Raw genomic sequence first — 20,538 nt, forward strand, 5'->3', positions numbered from 1 at the left:
ACACCGGAGCCGGCTGGGCCTCGGCCGATCCGCAGGCGGACGACGGCCTGCCCGGCGCGCGCGACCTCAGCAGCGACTCGGACTCCGACGGCGGATACGGTCCGGACAGCGACGACGGGGCCTCCAGCAGCGACGGCGACGCGGAGTTCGACCGGATCGCCGACCAGTTCGTCCTGGAACGCCAGATCGAGGCGCGCCGCCCCCGGCCGCTGACGACCCGCGACTACGGCGTCATCGACCGGCGCGGCACCGGCGTCCTGTTCACCCCGCCGCTGCCGCGCTCGGTCGGCGAGGTGGCCACCGGGGACGGCACCGATCCGCTGATCCTTCCGCGCCAGGACCGGGAGAGCGTCCTGATGGCGGACCGGCCGCCGCTGCACATCTCCGAGGACCGCACGCTGGCGATCCTCGCGGGCGGCGACGGCACGACCGGCCGCAGCCGGCAGGCGTACGCCACCCGTGCGGCGATCGAGCGATCGTCGGCGCGCCTGGCCGCCGCCGGGGCCGGGGTACGGCTGCGGGCCGACGAGCAGGTGGGCGTGCTGCTGCCCAAGGAGGACGGTTCGTACGGCGAGCCGCTCTTCCGGGTCGAGCCGGAGTTCCTGACGGCGTCCGGCGCTTCGGAGCACGCCTTCACCCGGGACTTCGCCCAGATGGTGGCCGGCGCGACCCCCGCGCCGCTGTCCCACATCGCCTTCAGGGGACCCAGGGGCGGCGTCGCCACGGCCCCGGTGAACGGGATGCACGGCCGGGAGGTCACCGGCACCCACCACCTCGCGCAGGCCCTGACGGAGCTCGCCGAGGGCACCGGCGACCAGACGGGCGTCAGCCCCCGCTGGGCGGCCCGCCGGACGGCCCGGGACGGGCGCTTCACCGGAGGCGTGGTGGGCGCCCCCACACCCGGGGAGCGCTACGGAAACGCCCTGAGCTACGAGCCCCAGGACAACCCGGCCCGCACCCGGCTGGCCGCCGCCGCGCGCCGCATCGGCGTCAACGAGTACGCCTGGGCCGGGGTCGGCGAGGGCTACCTGATCCAGTCGGTCAGCACGACGAACCAGGGCGGCGCCCAGCTGTTCACCCACAACCACGCCAAGCCCGGCGACCCGGTGGGCCCGCACGCCCCGTACCACTTCGCCCAGGTGGTGCTGGCGGCCGAGGACGGAACCCACCAGATCACGCTGGAGAACGAGACCCACTCCCGGAGCGAGATCTCCTCGGAGGCACTCGACGACGTCATCGACGAGAACCTCGACCGCTACGGCGAGGACGAACTCACCGCGCTGGCCGCCGGGACCGAGCGGCGGCTCGCCGGACTGCGGCGCGACGGCGCCGACCCGGCGGAGATCTCCCGCGCCGAGGGGTTCGCCTCCGTGGCCAGGGCCCTCGTCGACATCCACCAGGCCGAGCAGCTGCCCTGGTACTTCGACGAGGACCGCCCCGAACACGCGCTGGCGCTGCGCGAGGTGGACGGGGCGCGCTCCCGCGCCAAGGAACTGATCCGGGCCGCCGCGCCGGTGATGGAGAACAAGGACCTCTGGTTCTTCCGGGCGTACAGCAGGCGCCCGGGCGAGACCGCGCACGAGGCCAACGCGGCGCTGCTGTCCGAGCAGGCACCCGCCGTGTCCAACCCCCTGACCACGGTGGTGCTGCACGGCCACGCGCCGCGTCTGCACCAGCGGACGATCCACTTCGACGAGAAGCGGCACGACGTGCCCGCCGACGCGGCCGGCACCATCGCCGGACTCGCCCTGTCGCTGGCCCGCGCGGGGCTGTGGAACCGGGCGCACGGCCTGCCGATGCCGTCCGTCACCGTCACCGGGCACGGCAACCGCTCGCAGGCCAGCGCGGGGGCGCGGGCCGACTCCGTCGCCCGGGCGCTCGGCGTCGAACTGACCCGCGTCCTCGGCACGCTCCAGACCGGGACCGGCGGACCGCGCGTGGACGTGCGGGACTTCGGCCTCACCAAGGACGCGAAGCGGGTGCGCGGCGGCACCGCCCCGGCCCAGGGCCGTGTGGTGACGATCGACATCGACGACCACCGCCTGGTCACCCCCACGCCGTCCGGCCTCACCACGCCGACCGGGGAGCCGGCCCGCTCCGCCGAGCCCGTGACGGCGCGGCCGACGGCCGAACCCGGGCCCACCACCCGGCCCGCGCCCGAGCCCGAGCCCACGACCCGCCCCGAGCGCGGGACCGGGACGGACGCCGAGCCGGCGTTCCTCCGGTCCACCAGCCCCGCGTCCGCGGCCGGCAGCAGGCGCGCCAGGTCCCGGACCCCGGGGCGTTCCGCGCAGCCCAGCCCCGAGCGCAGGAACGACGACGCGCCGCCGTGGGTCCTGGCGCGCATCCGCTACGCCGAGGAGTCGGTCGCCTTCGACAAGCGGCTGGGGGAGTACCTGGCCGGGAACGAGGCGGTGACCGCCGAGTACCGCAAGATGGCGAGCGCGGCCTGGGCGGCGGCCCGCCGCGAGTACCCGCGCGCCCTGGCGACGTTCGGCGACACCAGCAAGGCCAAGGCGGGCGTCGTCGGGAAGTCCCGCGAGGCCCTCCAGCGGGTGATCCGCAGCGGAAACCTGCGCGAGCTCGTGGCCCTGCTGTACGAGGGGATCTCCAGCGACCTCGTCCCCGAGATGCTCGGCGGCGCGGAGGAGCAGCACCCGGTGATCGCCGCGGAGCGGCCCAGCCGGCGGCAGCTGGAGGCCTACACCGAGTTCATGCGGCGCGCCCTGGAGATCTCGGCCTCGGACATGCCCGCCGCCCAGAAGGAGGCCGAGGTCGCTGAGCTCCAGCGCTCGGTGCTGACCCCGGCGCACCCGGACACCGCGCACCCGCCGTTGAGCGAGGCGGAGCGGCGCTTCGCGGTCAACGAGGCGGGGCTGACCTGGATGCCGGCGACCGCGGTGTACGACATCCCGATGAGCGAGGCCTTCCAGGGCGTCTCCGAGGACTCGGGCGGCCTGGTCGCGACCGGCACCGCCGGATCCACGTACCGCTTCATGCTGCACGCCGCCCGGATGCGGGAGCGCTGGGGCGTCGATCTGGACCTCGGTCTCATCAGGGCCGGGATGCTGGCCATCTCGCTCACGGTCGGCCACCACACCGCCCACGAGGTGATGCGCGGTGCCCAGCTGGCCCTGGACGACGTGGACGGTCACGACACGGCCCTGGACTACGCGGACAACTGGGGCCGGTACTGGCACGTCCACCCCTTCTCCGAGCAGGAGCTGCGGGAGAACGTCGCGCGGGAGGGGCTGTTCCCCGACGAGCACGCCCAGGCCCTGCTCGACGGGTCCGCCCCGCGGCCCCTCGCGGACACCGGCACCCGGTCGGGCGGAGCGGACACCGGTTCCGCGCTGCCGCACCGTCCGGCACCGCGGCCGGACCGCCCGCTGCCGCAGACGGCGCAGCCCGAGCGGACGGTCCTGACGGAGCAGCAGCCCGCCGCGCCCACCACCGTCCCGTCCGCCGACCGCACCACCGGGACCGAGACCGCGGCCCGGAACGGCGACGCGGATCTCGCCGCCGCCTGGGGCGCCCACGCGCGTGATCTGGCGGCGCTGGAGCGGACCGCCGCCGAGGCCGCGGCGGCGCAGCGGGACGGTGGCGACACGACGCCGACCGGGAGTGCCTGGGCCCGGGTGGCCGAGGCACGCGCCCGGCTGGAGGCGGCCGAACGCGGCCTGTCGGCCCTGGGCGTCGCCCCGGAGGCCCTGGGCGCGGCGAGGAGCGCCGACGCCGAGGCGGGCGAAGCTTCCCCGGTCGTCCCGCGGGACGCGGACCAGCGCGGCTGGATCGCCGGACAGCTGACCGAGGGCGATCTGCCGCCCGCCCCGCCGCGTCCCGCCGAGGGCGAGACCGTCGGCCTGGACGAGCTGGACGCCCTCGGCATCACGCTCTCCCAGGGACAGCGCACCGAGATGGCGCTGCGCGGCGACGGCCGGCTGCCCGCGAGCGAACTGGCGCCGGTGGACCTGCTCCGCGTGCGGATGACACGCCCCGACACCTGGTCGGACAGCATGGACCTGGCCGCGGCCCGGGCCGCACGGCGGCTCTGGGCGCAGGAGTACGCCGGCTTCGCGTCCGCGGCACCCGACGGCACGGCCGAGGCCGACACCACCCGCGCCTGGGCCGCCGCCGTCTCCCTGGTGCTCCCGGCGGAGCCGCACCCGGTGCTCACCGACTCCCGCTACGCCGCCGACGGCTTCCGCGACGCGGTGCGCCGGGTCGCGGACCACCTGCTGGGCGGTCCGGCCGGCACCGGGGCACCGGCCGGTGCCGCGGAGCTGGCCGACACCCTCCGCACCGGGCTGGGACTCCCGCAGCGCTGGACCCCGCCGGCCACGGCACCGGACACCGAGGACGGCGCCGCTGCGGCCACCGCTCCCGCGACGCAGTCCGGGACCGGCGCGGACATGCCCGGGTTCGACCTGTCGATGCTGGACCAGATGGACCTCGACACCCTCGACCCGGGCGACTTCGACATGACCGGCCCGGACTTCCCCGACCTGGACCTGACCGGTCTGGACATGACCGCTCTCGACTTCTCCGCCTTCGACACGGCCGACCTGGACATGACCGCGCCGACCACGGCCGACGGACAGCCGGTGTTCGCTGCACCGGCGGCGGCCGCGTCGGCCGGGCCGCTCGCCGCGCTTCCCCGGCTGAGCCTCGTGACGTTCGACCAGGGCGGGACGAGCCCCTCGGCCGGCGCACGCGAGGACATGGAGCGGCTGGCGTTCCGGCTGGCGCAGGCCGGTCTGCGCAACCGGCGCGCGCGGGTACCGCTGCCCCGGGCCGACCTCGCCGGCTTCGGAGCCGACGCGCGCGGGGCCGGGACCGCACAGGAGCGGGAGCAGGCCGCCCGCGAGCGGGGCGAACAGCGCGCACGGGCCGCCCACGAGCTGTTCGTCCAGCTGCTGGAGCAGTCGCTGACCACCCTTCAGCGGAACCAGCCCGCGGGACGGCCCCGGCTGACCGCGCAGGACTTCACGGTCACCTCGCGCGGCCGGGCACGGGTGCCCGCCCAGGGCGCCACCCTGGGGCCGTCCGAGACGGTGAGCTCCGCGGACCTGGGTCGGCAGGCCACGATCACCCTCACCTCACCGGGGCACGCGGCGGCCGTCGAGATCCTCGACGCGCTCCGCCGCAAGGACCCGGCCCTGCGCGCCGGGCCGTTCGACGCCGACGCCTCGGCCCGGCGGATCCTCCGCCTGGCACCGCACGTGCTCGTCGACCCGGAGATGCGCAAGGACTTCTTCCGGACGGTCGAGCGGGCCGCGGCGGCCGGGCGGGCGTCCGGCCCCGCCGCGCTGACCGCGTTCCACCTGGAGGAGGAGGGCGTACTGGCGACGGACCGGACCAGGTACGTCTCCGCGGGCGGGGCCACCGTGCCGGGACTCAACTGGACCGGCGCCGAGACCGCCGAGATGGACGGCTTCTTCGTCGACCACCTCGCCCCCGGTCCCGACGGCACCTTCCTGCCCACCGGGATGTCCGACTTCTCCCCGTGGCCGTGGGACGTGACCCCGTACGCCGTCCTCGCCGACGGAAGTCACGAGGGTGTGACGGCGCTGCTCCCCGACGGGACCACTCGGGAGCTCGACGCCGACGACCTCGCCGAGCTGGTCGCGGCCGACCTGGCACGGCACGGGCTGCCGGCCACCACCCCGATCGTGCTCGCGGTGCCCTTCGCCGGAGACCGGTACCTGGAGCTCCCGAGGAAGGTGGCGGAGCGCACCGGCCACACGGTCTGGGCGCACAGCGGCCTGGCACGGCGTCACCCCGACGCGGCCGGGGCCGGCACCGTCGCCGTCATCCGGCGGGAGGGCCTGCCCCACGGCTCGTGGGTCCCGGTCCGGCCCGGCCTGGCGCCCGACACCGACGACGGCGCTCCCGCCTGGCACCGCGACGTCCTGACCCAGCCCATCGTCAGCGCGGTCACCGGGCGGCAGACCGGCCGCAGCCTCCACGAGCCCGGCGAACTCGCCGGGTCCCGCGAGGACAACTTCAGCCGCCTGGACGAGATGACGCAGTACGTCCACTACAACCCGGCCACGGACACCTACTCCGCCAAACTCCCGCTGCAGGACCCCGGTCCGAAGGACAAGGCGTACCACCTGGCGGGCCACGGCACGCCGGGCCACCTGATGATGCCGCTGGCCGGCGGCGGATCCCGGACGGCGGGCCGCCGGGAGGCGGGGGAGTGGCTGCGGCGGCGCAAGAGCCTGTCGAGCCTGCCCCGGGACCACTGGATCGACATGGTGGTCTGCTACTCCTCCGCTCCGCAGGACGGCGCGGCACAGGACCTCGGACAGGTGGGCCACTCCTTCCCCGTGCCGTTCGCCGCCGACCCCCTCGCGGACGACGCGATGTCTCTCGGCCAGCACCTGGCGAACACGACGCGGCGCACCGTGCGGCTGTCCTACGCCCTGCAGGGGGCCCACCACCACCAGGACGACCCCGTGCGGGTGCTGTTCACGGACGCGCAGGGCCGCCGGTGGTGGTGGGACACCAACCGCCCGGAGCCCGACGACGCCGAACTGGACCGGCTGGCCGGGACGGCCGGTCTCGGGACCGACCCGTCGCCCCGGAACCGGGCCGAGACGCTGCGGCTGGTACGGGCGCTGCGGCTGCTCCTCGGACACGACGTCGAGGACGCTCCCGACTACACGGACCTGGTCCGCGGCGCCGGGGCGCTCGACGCCATGTGGCACGCCGATCCCGATCTCGGTGCGACCGGCCCGTTCTCGGCGGAGCTGCTGCGCCGGGTGGTCGCCGCGCACCCCGAGGGGGCGTCCGGCGCCGACGCCGCCGCCACCCGCCGGGTGCTCGCCGCCGCGGTGCGGGAGGGGCAGATCGGCTTCGCCGCGCCCGTGAGCGGCTTCGTGGACCTGCCGGGGCTGCGCACGGCCGCAGGGTGGCTCCAGGACACCGACTCGGCCGGCCGGGCGGCCGTGGAGGCGCTGGGCCTCTCCGGCCCCGACGCGGTGGGTGCCGACGAGCGGGCACGGATGTTCTGGGCGCGGGTCAAGGCCGGCGAGACACTGGCCGCGGCCGGTCAGGACGCGGACGCGCTCACCGCGAAGGTGCTGCACCTCGACCCGGCCGTCGAGGTGAACGACTCGCTGCGCGGTGACGCACTGACGCTGCTCACCCGGGGGTTCGCCGCAGGCCGGCCCATGGGGGACCCGGACGCGGCCGCCGCCTACGACCTGGAGGCACGCGGCGCGTTCGACGGCACCGCGCCGCTGACGGGCATGGGGTCCGCCGCGGGCGGCGGCCGCGACTGGAAGGACGGGGCGTCCCCGTACACCGATCTGGGGAGGTTCCGGTCGCCGGACGGACTCGCCGACGCGCCGTGGGCCGGACAGGACCCGTCCGGAACGGACCGGGTGATCCCCCATCTGGTGCGCGCCTCGGTGGACTTCGAGGACAGCGACCACATCGACGTGACCATCGGCGGCACGCCGCACCGGATCGGCGCGGCCGAGTTCGCCGAACTGCTGGCCGCAGACCCCGTGTTGCGGCCCAAGGACCTGAACACCCCCGTCCTCCTGGCGCTCGACGGGCTCGGCGGGCCCGGTGCCGGGGTGGCGGACCTCGTCGCCCGGCGCCTCGGCCGGACCGTCTGGTGGAGCCCGTTCCCGGTCGAGCTGTCCGGGACCGACGACGCCGGAACCCCCGTCCCCACCCTGGTCGACTCGCTGGCCACGCTGACCAGTCCGACGTCCGCCGACTGGCGCGAGGCCAAGCCCGTCGACCCGGCCGGAACCCAGGGACCGAACCCCGTCCAGCCGCCGCCGCCCGCCGGCCCGCAGCCCGGCCCCGCCGCCGCTGCCCCGGCGGAACGCCCGAAGACCGGCCCGGCCGCCGCTGCCCCGGTCGCCCAGACCGGCCGGCCCGTCGCGGCGGACCCGGCGGGCCAGGCTACGGCCTGGTCCGCGGACGGCCGCTTCGACAGCCGGTTCGCGGAGACGGCCGAGGAGTTCCCGGTGGCCGTCGCCACCGACCGGCACACCGTGTGGGGATTCGGACAGGACGACCCGGAGTTCCACGTGTTCGTCGCCGAGATCCCGTCGCTGAAACTGCGCGGCGAGTACAACCCGGAGGGGCCCTCCGCCGGAGGCGTCACCGACATGAGCGGCCGGGTGTACTCCGAGGGGCCGGCCTGGGACTGGTACCTGCCCGGCCGCGGACTCGTCGCCTCCTCCCGCCTGGTGACGGTGCCGACCGCCCCGGGACAGCTGGACCCCGCGCCCGTCCCGACGGAATGGCCCGCCACCGGACCGGTCAGCGCGGTCCCGCCCGTCGACCCGGCCACCGTCGCCGCGGACCCGGACTCGCTGGCGGGCGCCACGTTCCCCGAGGCGATGTGGCGCGACCACGACGGTCCGCTGTACCGCTTCAGCCCCGACGGCCCCGAGAAGATCTTCCGCGACGGGCTCCAGCCGTACGGCGGCGACCGGGTGCACATCCTCGACCACGTCTACGGCGGCAGCGCCCTGGTCCCGCACACCGTCTTCTCGAGCGCGACGGCGAACCGCGACTACGTGCGCGACAGCGCCCGGGCGAACCCGATGGGCGCCGACGCCCTGCACCGCCGCTACCGCTGGCGCTACGACGTCCAGGCCCCCGGCGGCATCGACGTGAACGCCACCCTGGGGCTGGCTTCGCCCTTCCCCGACCAGGACGAGGTGCTCTTCCCCGGAGGCGTCGACCGCCGCTACATCCGCGGTGTGCAGCCGATGGCCTACGGCATGCCGCTCGGACCGTACGTCGCCAACCCGCACTTCGCGCCGACCGTGGCGGCAGCCCCCGACACCGCCGACGAACGAGGAACAGATGAGTGAGCCCGGCGCCGAGACCCCCGCCGCCCCCCGGGTGGACCCCGCACCCCCCGAGGAGTTCGTCGAGGCCGCGAGGCTGGCACCCGACCACCTGTTCTACCTGAGCGATCCGGCGTGGAAAGGGGAGGGACCGCCGCCGGAGTGGGCCGTGGTCGGCCAGTGGCGCTCCGACGCCCGGGGCGAGATCGTCGAGTGGGAGGACAACGAGGAGTACCGGCCCTCACCCGAGGCGCAGGGATGGCCCGAGCCCGCCGACGCCGTGGACCGCGCCGTCCAGCTGGCCGTCACCGGCTACGGGCCGGCGCAGGACGTCCTCGCGGCCCTCGCCGGGACGGAGGTCGCGGTGCTGATCACGGCGGACGGCGAGCCGGTCAGCGCGTCCGCACCCGACGGCACGGCGGTGGTCCCGGTCTACACCTCACCCCGCTACCTCGGGGCCACCGGGCGGCTGGGGTACCGGAGCCTGCCCGTCACGGAACTGCTGGACCGCGTCCCCCCGGGCCACAGCCTGTGCCTCAACAGCTCCGCCCCGGCGTCCATGCTGCTGGCCACGGACGGACTGGCGGAGGCCCTGCGGGCCACGGGCGCCTGACGGTCCCGCGCTCCCCGCCACGGCGCCGGTCGCGGCCGGGCGATCGCGGCCCGGCCCGGTCCCGGCGTGTGCGGAGCACGGCCCGCGCCCTCGTGCGCTTGGATCGACGGAGAGACGCGCCGCGCGGTGCGCCGGCCACGCAACAGACCGTCATCGGAGCGCTCGGCATGACTGAGGAAGAGTCCGTCACCCCCCACTGGCTGTTCGGCGATCAGCTCGGCCCCCGGTTCGTCGACCCGGCCAGGGGCGGCCCGCACCGGGACGCGCCCCTGCTGATGATCGAGGCCCGCAGCGTCTTCCGGCGACGGCGGTTCCACCGCGCCAAGGCGCACCTGGTCCTCTCGGCCATGCGCCACCGGGCCGCCGAACTCGGCGACCGCGTGCGGTACGTCAAGGCCGACACCTACCGCGAGGGGCTGCGCGAAGCGGTCGGCGAGAGCCGTGTGACCGTGCACCACCCCACGTCCCACGCGGCGCTCGCCCTCGTACGCTCCCTGCCCTCGGTACGCGTCCTGCCCGCGCGCGGATTCCTGGTCAGCCACGACGAGTTCCGGATCTGGGCGGACGGCCGCGGCACCCGGCGGCTCCGGCAGGAGGACTTCTACCGCTGGGTCCGCGAGCGGCACGACCTGCTGATGGAGGGCGACGGGCCCGCCGGGGGCCGGTGGAACCTGGACCACGACAACCGGCAGCCCCCGCCGCGCGGCGCCGCCGACCTCGGCGTACCGGCGCCCTACCGGCCCCGGGAGAGCGACATCGACGCCGAGGTGCGGTCCGACCTCGACCGCTGGTCGCGGGACGGCGACGTCGAGTTCGTCGGCGAGGACGCGCCCCGCCGGTTCCCCGCCACCCGCCGGGAGGCACTCGCCGGGCTCCGCCGCTTCGTGGACCACCGGCTCGCCACCTTCGGCGCGTACGAGGACGCGATGCTCGCCGGGGACACGACGATGAGCCACAGCCTGCTCTCCTCGTCCCTCAACCTCGGTCTGCTGGACCCCGCCGAGTGCGTGGAGCGGGCCGAGGAGCGGTGGCGGGCGGGCGACGTGCCGCTCAACAGCACCGAGGGGTTCGTGCGCCAGATCGCCGGGTGGCGCGAGTTCGTCTGGCACGTGTACTGGTACTTCGGCACGGAGTACCGCGAGAGCAACACCCTGCGCCATCACGCCCCGCTGCCCGACTGGTTCACGGAACTGTCCTCGGACGGCACCGGTGCGAACTGCCTCTCCCAGGTCCTGGACCAGGTCAGGACGACCGGCTGGACCCACCACATCCCGCGCCTGATGGTCCTGGGCAGCCTCGCCCTGCAACGCGGATGGGACCCCCGGGCCGTCACCGACTGGTTCCACCGCAGCTTCGTCGACGGCTACGACTGGGTCATGGTCCCCAACGTGACGGGCATGTCGCAGTACGCCGACGGGGGCCGCATGACCACCAAGCCCTACACGTCCGGCGGGGCCTACATCGACCGCATGAGCGACTTCTGCGGCTCCTGCCGGTACAAGCCGTCCGTGCGGGTCGGGGAGGACGCCTGCCCCTTCACCGCCGGGTACTGGAACCTGCTGCACCGGCACCGCGACCGGTTCGAGAAGAACGCGCGGATGACCCGCGCGGTACGGGGCCTGGACCGGCTCACCGACCTGGACGAACTCCTGGAGCAGGAGCGCCGCCGGCAGGACTGAGAGGATGGGAGCGGAAGGGAACAGCACGTGGAGCGGTCGGCGGCAGGATCAGCCTCGGGGGAGCCCGAGCAGGAAGCGCTGTTCGGATGGCAGGACGCCGCCCCGGCGCCCGTTCCGCACGGGGCGTTCCGGGACGGCCCGCAGGCGCGCCGGCTGCTCGACGTCCGCGAGGTCTACGCCGAGCCCGCGGCCCTCGACTCCCCGCGCGGCCGCCAGATCATGGCCCGGCTGCCCGGCGTGCGCGTCACCGAGGTCGACAGCCACTGGCGCATCCCCGCCCTGCACGGCAACGAGGGCAACATCGACCGGTGGGTCCGCGTCAAGACCGAGACGCTCGTGCTCGGGGTCAAGCACAGCCTCGCGACGCGCCCCAACGGCAGGTCCGCCGACTGGATCGCCCCCGGCACCTCCAACGGGTGCGCGATGGCCTGCGCCTACTGCTACGTCCCCCGCCGCAAGGGCTACGCGAACCCCATCACGCTGTTCACCAACATCGAGGCGATCACGGCCCACATCCGCCGCCACGTCCGGGCGCAGGGCCCCAAGCCGGAGCCCAACCAGTGCGACCCCCAGGCCTGGGTCTACGACATCGGCGAGAACGGTGACTGCTCCGTCGACGCCCTGGTCTGCGACAACACCGCCGACCTCGTCGCCGCGTTCCGCGGTCTGCCGACCGCCAAGGCCTCCTTCGCGACCAAGTTCGTCAACCCCGACCTGCTCGCACTCGACCCCCAGGGGCGCACCCGGGTGCGCTTCTCCGTCATGCCGCCCGACGACGCCCGGGTGCTGGACATCCGCACCAGCCCGGTCCCGGAACGGATCGCGGCGGCGGCCGACTTCCTCGACGCCGGGTACGAGGTCCACTTCAACCTCTCGCCGGTCGTGCTGCGCCAGGGGTGGCAGCGGGACTGGGCCGATCTGCTCACCCACCTCGACGACGTACTGCCCGCACGGGTGAAGGAGCAGGCCGCGGCCGAGATCATCATGCTGACCCACAACCAGGGGCTCCACGAGGTCAACCTGGGCTGGCACCCCCGGGCCGAGGAACTGCTGTGGCAGCCCGCCGCCCAGGAGACCAAGCGCTCCGAGAACGGCGCCCTCAACGTCCGCTACGCCCGGGAGATCAAGCAGCGCTCCCTGGTCCGCGTCCGCCGGCTGCTGGCGGCGCACGCGCCGTGGCTGCGCGTCAGATACGCCTTCTGAGCCCCCGGCGCCGTGCCCCCGGCTCGTCCGTCCCGGGGGCACGACGCGCGGCGGGGACGCTCAGCCCTCGCGGCCCGGCCCCGTCGCGTCCGCGCCGGCGGGGCGCCGTCCCGCCTCGTCGACCACGCCGTGCCCGATCTCGGCCGAGCTCGACAGCAGGGTGCCGGGCTCACCGTAGGAGGTCCGCGCGGTCAGCGTGCTGCTGGACCCCAGGAAGGCGAAGCCGTCCCGGTCGAAGACCCACACGGTACGGATGCCGTAGCGGGTGTCCTCCCGGACGATGCCGACCCCCGCACGGCCGATCGCGTCCTCGATCCGCGGCACGTCCGTCACCCCCGGGATCCGCGCCGCCGCCCGGTAGAGGGCCGCGGCCGTCTCGGGCGGCATCACCCCGCCCAGCAGGGAACCGATCTCCTCGAACACCGCCTGGTCCCGCTCGCGTTCCTCGGCCGGGGGCGTCGCCGCGTACAGATAGGTGAGCAGGTCGTCCGGGTCGGTCGGCAGCGAGCTGAGCCAGCGGTAGGTGGGACGGCTCGCGCCCGCCGGTGTGCCGTCGTCGTCCCCCAGCTCGGCGTTGAGGGACGAGGTCTCCCCGTCGACGCGGACGAGGCCCTGCTTCAGGACCGGACCGGGCTTCTGCGACAGCCACTTCTCGTAGTCCTGCACGGGGCCGAGGACCGCCGTGCCGCTGGTCAGGTCCGCCCCGCGGACCTTCTGCCGCGTGTAGACGAACTGGTCGTCGCGCACCACCGGGGTGCTGCGCCTCTCCGCCGCGGTCGAGATGCGGTCCAGCAGGGCGGCGGCGGGCCGCAGGTGCGTCACGGTGTCCCCCGGTGCGGAGCGGTTCTCCTCCCCGGGGCCCGGCAGGGTGATCGCCACGGCCACCGCGCAGGCCAGCGCCAGCGCGGCGGCGGGCACCACGAAGCGCGACGCCCGGCGCCGGGAGGTTGCGACCCGTCCGGCCCGTCCGGTCCGTCCGGCCTGCCCGGTCCGCTCGCTGTCCACGAGGTTCAGCAGCCGTTCCCTGTGGTGCCGACGGCGGTCCGGCGGAAGGTAGGACTCCGCGGGGGCCGGCAGGATGCGGGCGAGTTCCTCCAGATCGCCGGTGCGCGGGGACCCGGGTGCCTTGTCCTTCATGTGCGTTCCTTCCGCTCGGTCGGGGCCGCGCTCGCGGCCGCACTCGTAACCTCTCCGCGGCCACCGCCGGGTTCCAGGTCTTCTTCGGTGAGGCGGGCGAGCCGCCCCCGGGCGCGCGAGAGGCGCGAACGCACGGTGCCCACGGGTACGCCGAGGGCCTCGGCCGCCTGCCGGTAGTCCAGGCCCGACCAGACGCACAGGACGAGGACCTCGCGCTCCTGGCGCCGCAGCCGGCCGAGCGCGCGTCGGACGGCCTCCAGGCGCCGGGCGTCCTCGATGCGGTCGACCGTGCTCTGCGCGAAGTCCTCCTGGACGCGCGGCGGTGGCTGACGCGCCTGGAACACCCGCCATCTGCGCACGCGCCGCCGGGCGTTGTCGGCCTTGTGGGTGGCGATGCCGAGCAGCCAGGGCAGGAGCGACCCGTCCCGCGCCTCGATCCGCGCACGGGTGTGCCAGGCGGTCAGGAACGTCTCGGACATGATCTCTTCGGCCGCCGACCAGTCACCCGTCAGCCGCAGTGCGTAGTTGTACACCGCGTGGGAGCAGTCGTCGTACAGCTGGGCGAACGCCTCGCGGTCCCCCGCGCGCACCCGTGCGCGCATCTGGCTCTCTGTATCCCTCACGCCTGTTCCTCTCCGCGGCCGGCGCGGGGTTCCCGTGGCCTGCGTCACACACCGGGGCCGGCCGTGCGGCGCGGCCCGCGGGCACCGCCATCCTCGCCCGCGGCGGCCGGGCGGACCGGGGCGGGGCCACCGGCCCGCCCGTCGGTCCGTGCCGCGCACCGGAGCCGGGCGGCCGGCGGGCACCCGGAAAACCGGTACCGCGGTGCCCGGGGGACGTGGAGACTCGGTCCATGGCAGACATGGGGACCTTCCGGCAGGCCGTCACCGCATGGGCGGCCGGCGGTCCCGGTGACCCCGTGCGGGACCTGGTCCCGCACCTGCCCGTCCGGGCGGTCGTGCTGCTCGAAGGGCCGAGCGACGTCGCGGCGGTGGACGCGCTGGCCGCGCGCCGCGGCCGGGACCTGGCGGCCGAAGGCGTCTGCGTCCTGTCGATGGGCGGCGCGATGAGCGTCGGGCGGTTCGCCGGCCTCCTCGGACCGACCGGCCTCGGACTGCGCCTCACGGGGCTGTGCGACGAGGCGGAGCGCGGCTACTACACCCGCGGTCTGGAGCGCGCCGGTGCGGCCCGGCAGCCGTTCTTCGTCTGCGCGGCCGACCTGGAGGACGAGCTGATCCGTGCCCTGGGGGTGCCCCGGGTGGAGGAACTCGTGCGGGCGGAGGGCGATCTGCGCGCCCTGCGGACCTTCGTGAACCAGCCCGCGCAGCGGGGCCGCAGCGCGGACCAGCGGCTGCGGCGCTTCCTGGGCACGAAGAAGGGACGCAAGATCCACTACGGCCGCGTCCTCGTCGAGGCCCTCGAACCGGACCGCGTTCCCGCCCCGCTCGACGCCCTGCTCGCCGGTCTCTGACCGGTCCGCCCCCCCCGCCACCGGACCGACGGCCCCGGGGTGCGGGGCCGTCCCTTCCGTGCGCCCGGCGTGCCCTCCCTCCCGGCGGCGCGGAACGGGCCGTACCGGTGTTCCGTCGCGTCGATGTCCGTCCGGCCGGCACTGTCGTGCGGATCTTCCTGGTGTCGGTGTACCCGGTCGTCGGTGTCGTACCCGTGCTCCGGCGTCCCCCCCGTCCGTCCGGCCACCGCTGCCGCGCGCGGGTGCGGCGACCGTCGCGAAGTTGCCCGCCCGAACCCCTTGACGCTGCCCTTCGGCGAAAACTACGTTTTGATTCGCGGAAATCAACTTCCACTTTGTGGAAACCTCTGAAACTCTCCCGGCCGCCGGGGCCCGTGGTGCGCAGCCTTCTCCGCAGTAGGCCGTCGACAGGCCCGGTTGCGGCCCCTAGCGAATGATCGAGGGCCGATCGATGACTGCTGTGGAGGGCCTGCCGCCCGGAACGGCCGCCGGGGACACCCGGACCGACGGGGGCGACGGAGCCACCAGCTCCGTCCTGTACACCTACGACCTGGCCCCGACGAAGAAGCAGGGGCGCCGCTGGGGCGCGTACAACGTGTTCACCCTCTGGGCCAACGACGTCCACAGCCTCGGCAACTACGCCTTCGCGCTGGGCCTCTTCGCCCTCGGCCTGAACGTGTGGGGCATCCTGGCGGCCTTCGCGCTCGCCTCGGTCCTGCTCTTCCTGCTGCTGACCCTGTCGGGCTTCATGGGGCACAAGACGGGGGTGCCCTTCCCGGTCATGAGCCGCATCGCGTTCGGCATCAGGGGGGCGAAGACGCCCGCCGCCGTCCGCGGGATCGTCGCCATCGCCTGGTTCGGCATCCAGACCTACCTCGCCTCGGCGGTCCTCAGCGCCCTCCTCCTCGCGATGTTCCCCGGGCTCCGCGGTCTGGACTCCAACTCCCTGCTCGGCCAGTCCACCCTCGGCTGGATCTCGTTCCTCACCCTGTGGGCCCTCCAACTCCTCATCGTGAGCTACGGGATGCAGATGATCCGGAGGTACATGGCCTTCGCCGCGCCCACGACCCTGCTCACCATGCTCGCCCTCGCCGTGTGGATGTTCGTCCGTGCGGACGGCTCGGTCTCCCTGTCCGTGGACGCCCCGCTCACCGGTGGAGCCATGTGGCTGCAGATCCTCCAGGCCGCCGCACTGTGGGTGGTGATCTACGGGACCTTCGTCCTCAACTTCTGCGACTTCACCCGGTCCGCGCGGAGCCGCAGCTCCATCGTCCGCGGCAACGTGATCGGCATCCCGCTGAACATGCTCTTCTTCGCGGTGATCGTGGTGGTCCTCAGCGGGGCGCAGTTCAAGCTCGACGGACAGGTCATCACCAGTCCCACGGACATCGTCCGCACCATCCCGAACATGTTCCTCCTGGCGACGGCTTCGCTCGCGCTCATCGCCCTGACCGTCGCGGTGAACCTCCTGGCCAACTTCGTCGCACCGATCTACGCCCTCATCGACCTCTTCCCGCGCCGGCTGAACTTCCGCCGGGCGGGTGTGGTGAGCGCGGTCACCGGGCTCGCGATCCTGCCGTGGAACCTCTACAACAGCCCGATCGTCGTCAACTACTTCCTCGGCGGGCTCGGTGCCCTCCTCGGTCCGCTCTTCGGCGTGATCATGGCGGACTACTGGCTGCTGCGGAGGTCCCGGATCAACGTGCCCGATCTCTACAGCGAGGACCCGCAGGGCGAGTACCACTACAGCCGCGGCTTCAACCCCCGGGCCGTCGCCGCCTTCGTACCCGCCGCGGCCGTCGCCGTCGTCGTCGCACTGGTGCCGTTCTTCCACGCCGCGGCCGGATTCTCCTGGTTCGTCGGCGCCTTCCTCGCCGCCGCGCTGTACGCCCTCATCGCGGACCGCCGTGCACAGATCCACGACGTGGACGGCGAGTCCATCGCCGTCGCCGCCGAATGACACTCCCCGGATCCCGGCCGGCCACCTGACCCGCGCCGGACGAACCGCCGGTGCGGCGCCGCGCGAACCGCCGGCCCCGTGCCGGACGTAGCCACCGTGCCGCCGTCGCCGCACCCACCACCGAGCCGAAGGCCGCCCATGCGCATCCTCGTCGTCAACGTCAACACCACACAGTCGATCACCGACGCGATCGGCGAGCAGGCGGCTGCCGTCGCCTCGCCCGGTACCGAGATCGTCCCGCTCACCCCCTCCTTCGGTGCGGAGTCCGTCGAGGGCAACTACGAGAGCTATCTGGCCGCCGTCGCCGTGATGGAGGCCGTCCGCGCCCACCCGGGGCCCTTCGACGCGGTGATCCAGGCCGGCTACGGCGAGCACGGCCGGGAAGGTCTGCAGGAACTGCTCGACGTCCCGGTCGTCGACATCACCGAGGCGGCCGCGAGCACCGCCCAGTTCCTCGGCCGTACCTACTCCGTCGTCACCAGCCTCGACCGCACGGTCCCGCTGATCGAGGAGCGTCTCCGCGCCGCCGGTCTGAGCGCACGCTGCGCGTCGGTGCGGGCCAGCGGCCTCGCGGTCCTGGACCTGGAGAGGGACGAGAGCGCGGCCGTCGACGCCATCGTCGAACAGGCCGCCCGGGCGGTGGAGACCGACCGGGCGGAGGTGATCTGCCTCGGCTGCGGAGGGATGTCGGGCCTCACGGAACGCGTCGTCGAACGCACCGGGGTCCCCGTCGTCGACGGCGTCACCGCGGCGGTGACGATCGCCGAGTCCCTCGTCCGCCTGGGGCTCACCACGTCGAAGGTGCGCACCTACGCACCGCCGCGCCCCAAGCGGATCGTCAACTGGCCGCCGCAGGCCGGCTGACACCGGCCGCCGGGCCGGGGAACAGGAGCGGGGCCGGCCGTCGGCCCCACCAGGAGCGAGTCGGAAGAGGAGGGCCCAGCCGTGCCCGATGTGCAGCTGGTAGTGCGTTCGACGCGTGTCGTCACCCCGGAGGGGATGCGGCCCGCGGCTGTCCTTGTCGCCGGGGGTGTGATCGAGGCGGTGGTGCCGCACGGCGCCGGGGTGCCGGCGGGGGCGCGTCTGGAGGACCTCGGTGACGATGTGGTGTTGCCGGGTCTGGTGGACACGCATGTGCATGTGAACGATCCGGGTCGTGCGGAGTGGGAGGGGTTCTGGTCGGCGACCCGGGCCGCGGCGGCGGGGGGTGTGACGACGTTGCTGGACATGCCGCTGAATTCCGTGCCGCCGACGACGACGGTGGATCATCTGCGGGTGAAGCAGGAGGTCGCGCGTCCGAAGGCGCATGTGGACACGGGCTTCTGGGGCGGTGCGCTGCCGGACAACGTCGCGGATCTGCGGCCGCTGTTCGAGGCCGGGGTGTTCGGGTTCAAGTGCTTTCTCTCGCCGTCGGGTGTGGAGGAGTTCCCGGAGCTGGATCAGGAGCAGCTGGCGGTCTCTCTGGGGGAGATCGCGGGGTTCGGCGGTCTGTTGATCGTGCATGCGGAGGATCCGCACCAGCTGGCCGAAGCCCCGCAGAGGAGCGGCGGGAAGTACGCCGACTTCCTGGCGTCGCGGCCGCGTGATGCGGAGAACGCGGCGATCGCGCATCTGATCGGGCTGGCCCGCAAGTTGGACGCGCGGGTGCATGTGCTGCATCTGTCGTCCTCGGACGCGCTTCCGATGATCGCCGCGGCGAAGGCGGAGGGGGTGCGGGTGACGGTGGAGTCGTGCCCGCACTTTCTGACCTTGCGTGCGGAGGAGGTGCCGGACGGGGCGACGGAGTTCAAGTGCTGTCCGCCCATCCGTGAGGCGGCGAATCAGGACGCGTTGTGGGAGGGGCTGGCCCAGGGCACGATCGACTGTGTCGTGTCCGATCATTCGCCGTGCACGACGGACCTGAAGACGGCGGATTTCGCGTCGGCGTGGGGCGGTATCTCCTCTCTTCAGCTGGGTCTGCCGGCGATGTGGACGGAGGCGCGTCGTCGGGGACACGGTCTGGAGGACGTGGCGCGGTGGATGTCGGCGGGGCCGGCGGAACTGGCCGGGCTGGTGGGCAAGGGGGCGATCGAGGCGGGACGGGACGCGGACTTCGCGGTCCTGGATCCCGAGGCGACCTTCACCGTCGATCCGGCCGGGCTCCAGCACCGCAACCAGGTCACCGCGTACGCGGGCAGGACCCTGTGCGGCGTGGTGCGGTCCACCTGGCTGCGCGGTGAGCGGATCGCGGCCGACGGCGTACTCACGCCACCCACCGGCCGTCTGCTCGAACGAAACGGCTGACCCGGGCCCGCCGCCGGGCCGCGGTGCCGTCCGGCGGCCGTCACCCCGGCAGGGCGAAGCCCTCCGCGCCGGCCCGGCGGCTGCGCTCCCCGGCGGGCGGCGGCGGGTCCGTCACTCGAAGAACTTGAGGCTCCAGCCGGTGCTGGTGTTCGCGCCCGGCACGTTCGCCCTGCGGTAGGTGATGTCGCCCCACCAGGCGAACGTGCCCGTGTACCAGTACCGGTCGGCCCACGAGTACGGGGTCCCCTTCGCGACCGCGTGGAACATCAGGGGGAACCGCGGGCCGGCCGGCGGGCTCGTGCCGATGTCGCCGTCGAGCAGGACGAAGCTGTGATGCCCGGGGCCGTCGACGTACAGCGTGGGGTCCCAGCCGGACATCATCGTCGCCCGGGAGGAACCGAAGAGGCAGCCGTTCGACTTGTACCAGTCCCATACGTACGTCGGGTCGCCGCCGGCCCGGAGCCGCAGATCCGCCAGGCAGTACTGGTCGCTCCAGCTGCCGTTGGCGGAGTACACGATGTGCAGCTGCCCGTTCGGGTCCTTGACCGCCTCGGGCGCCTCGTTGATGAACGGGTTGCCGACCACCCGTTCCCAGCTCTCGCGGGGCTGCGAGATGACGTACCGCGCGCCGGACGGGGCGGTCGGGCTGCTCATCCGGCTGATGTAGAGGTTCTGCTCCACATTCGTGTCGCCCGCCCAGCCCGACCAGACGAACCAGCGCTGCCCGTTGAAGGTGAACAGCGTGCCGTCGATGGCCCACTTGTCGTCGGCCAGCGCGAGCTTCGTCTCGCCGGTGTACCCGCTGTCGGCTGCCGCCGAGCCGATGACGTACATCCGGTGGGCCGCGCCGCGTCCCGCCGAGAAGTAGATGTAGTAGCGGCCGCCGTCCCGCACGATCTCCGGAGCCCAGACCTCGCCGAGACCGCGGGTGTCCGACCAGACCTGGCGTGCCGGAGCCGAGGCCAGGGCCGCCGTCGACGACGCCTGGCGCACGGCGATGCCGCCTCCGGTCGACTGCACCGAGACATAGGTGCCGCCGACGCGGATGACGCTGGGGTCCGCGGCCCGCAGACCGGTCCGTTCCGCCTGCGCCGGCCCCGCCGAGACGAGGCACATCGCGGCGGCGAGCAGGACGGAGAGGGCGAACGCGGTGATACCGGAAAGGTGACGGGGAAGCTTCATCAGCCCGCTCCATGGTCGGCCTCCGCGCCGCGACGCGACAACCGGGGGAGCGGTTGCCGGGGCGCGGGCAGGCGCTGGTCAGGACCACGCCGGGGCGGTGGCGGGGGTGACCTTCCGTCATCTCCCCTGTCTCCGCACCGATGTGTACATCGATGAAAAGAGCGCTCTCACAGCATCACGACTGG

11 protein-coding genes (1 of these 11 cut by a window edge) are annotated in these 20,538 nt (G+C 74.1%); 8 read left to right on the plus strand and 3 right to left on the minus strand.

Going from position 1 to position 20,538, the window contains the following annotated elements:
• From ABZ172_RS13040 to ABZ172_RS13055, 4 genes are all read left to right on the plus strand, one after another.
• Positions 1-8,849: the end of a lonely Cys domain-containing protein gene (locus tag ABZ172_RS13040; protein ID WP_356883269.1), read on the plus strand. It extends 18,175 nt beyond the left edge of the window; 8,849 of the gene's 27,024 nt are visible here — the last part of the coding sequence; the start codon falls outside the window, past its left edge; the stop codon is at positions 8,847-8,849.
• Positions 8,842-9,438 carry a type VII secretion system-associated protein gene (locus ABZ172_RS13045; protein WP_356883271.1) on the plus strand — a complete coding sequence of 199 codons (597 nt, stop codon included), beginning with the start codon at positions 8,842-8,844 and terminating at the stop codon, positions 9,436-9,438. The genes ABZ172_RS13040 and ABZ172_RS13045 overlap by 8 nt, the downstream gene beginning before the upstream one ends.
• Before the next feature lie 167 nt (positions 9,439-9,605).
• The gene (locus ABZ172_RS13050) at positions 9,606-11,117 is read left to right on the plus strand and encodes a cryptochrome/photolyase family protein (RefSeq protein WP_356883273.1); all 1,512 of its coding nucleotides are present in this window, start codon (positions 9,606-9,608) and stop codon (positions 11,115-11,117) included.
• A gap of 27 nt (positions 11,118-11,144) precedes the next feature.
• Positions 11,145-12,320, plus strand: a complete 1,176-nt coding sequence (locus tag ABZ172_RS13055; protein ID WP_356883275.1) for a spore photoproduct lyase family protein — start codon at positions 11,145-11,147, stop codon at positions 12,318-12,320.
• A 60-nt stretch (positions 12,321-12,380) separates the two neighbouring features.
• Here the strand turns inward: ABZ172_RS13055 and ABZ172_RS13060 are convergent, their stop codons facing one another.
• Together ABZ172_RS13060 and ABZ172_RS13065 are read right to left on the minus strand one after the other, a co-directional pair.
• Entirely contained in the window at positions 12,381-13,457 is a 1,077-nt protein-coding gene (locus ABZ172_RS13060) for a CU044_5270 family protein (protein ID WP_356883277.1), read from the minus strand.
• On the minus strand, positions 13,454-14,059 hold the full coding sequence (locus ABZ172_RS13065) for an RNA polymerase sigma factor (protein WP_356883437.1): 606 nt from the start codon (positions 14,057-14,059) through the stop codon (positions 13,454-13,456). The genes ABZ172_RS13060 and ABZ172_RS13065 overlap by 4 nt, the downstream gene beginning before the upstream one ends.
• A gap of 251 nt (positions 14,060-14,310) precedes the next feature.
• Between ABZ172_RS13065 and ABZ172_RS13070 the strand changes: the two genes are divergently transcribed.
• The 4 genes from ABZ172_RS13070 to allB all read left to right on the plus strand — a co-directional run bounded on the left by ABZ172_RS13070 (position 14,311) and on the right by allB (position 19,171).
• Positions 14,311-14,928: a TOPRIM nucleotidyl transferase/hydrolase domain-containing protein gene (locus ABZ172_RS13070; protein ID WP_356883279.1), complete on the plus strand. Its 618-nt coding sequence runs from the start codon at positions 14,311-14,313 to the stop codon at positions 14,926-14,928.
• Positions 14,929-15,379: 451 nt separating this feature from the next.
• Positions 15,380-16,888, plus strand: a complete 1,509-nt coding sequence (locus ABZ172_RS13075) for an NCS1 family nucleobase:cation symporter-1 (protein WP_356883281.1) — start codon at positions 15,380-15,382, stop codon at positions 16,886-16,888.
• Positions 16,889-17,026: 138 nt separating this feature from the next.
• A complete protein-coding gene (locus ABZ172_RS13080; RefSeq protein ID WP_356883283.1) occupies positions 17,027-17,752 on the plus strand; it encodes an aspartate/glutamate racemase family protein in 726 nt (241 codons plus the stop codon).
• Between the two features lie 81 nt (positions 17,753-17,833).
• Complete coding sequence (gene allB, locus ABZ172_RS13085) at positions 17,834-19,171, plus strand: allantoinase AllB (RefSeq protein WP_356883285.1); 1,338 nt, start codon at positions 17,834-17,836, stop codon at positions 19,169-19,171.
• A gap of 111 nt (positions 19,172-19,282) precedes the next feature.
• Here allB and ABZ172_RS13090 read toward each other — a convergent pair whose 3' ends face one another.
• A complete protein-coding gene (locus tag ABZ172_RS13090; protein WP_356883287.1) occupies positions 19,283-20,353 on the minus strand; it encodes a glycoside hydrolase family 43 protein in 1,071 nt (356 codons plus the stop codon).
• Positions 20,354-20,538 lie beyond the last annotated feature (185 nt).

The sequence above is a fragment of the Streptomyces sp. NPDC006296 genome, from assembly GCF_040613235.1.
GTDB lineage: Bacteria > Actinomycetota > Actinomycetes > Streptomycetales > Streptomycetaceae > Streptomyces.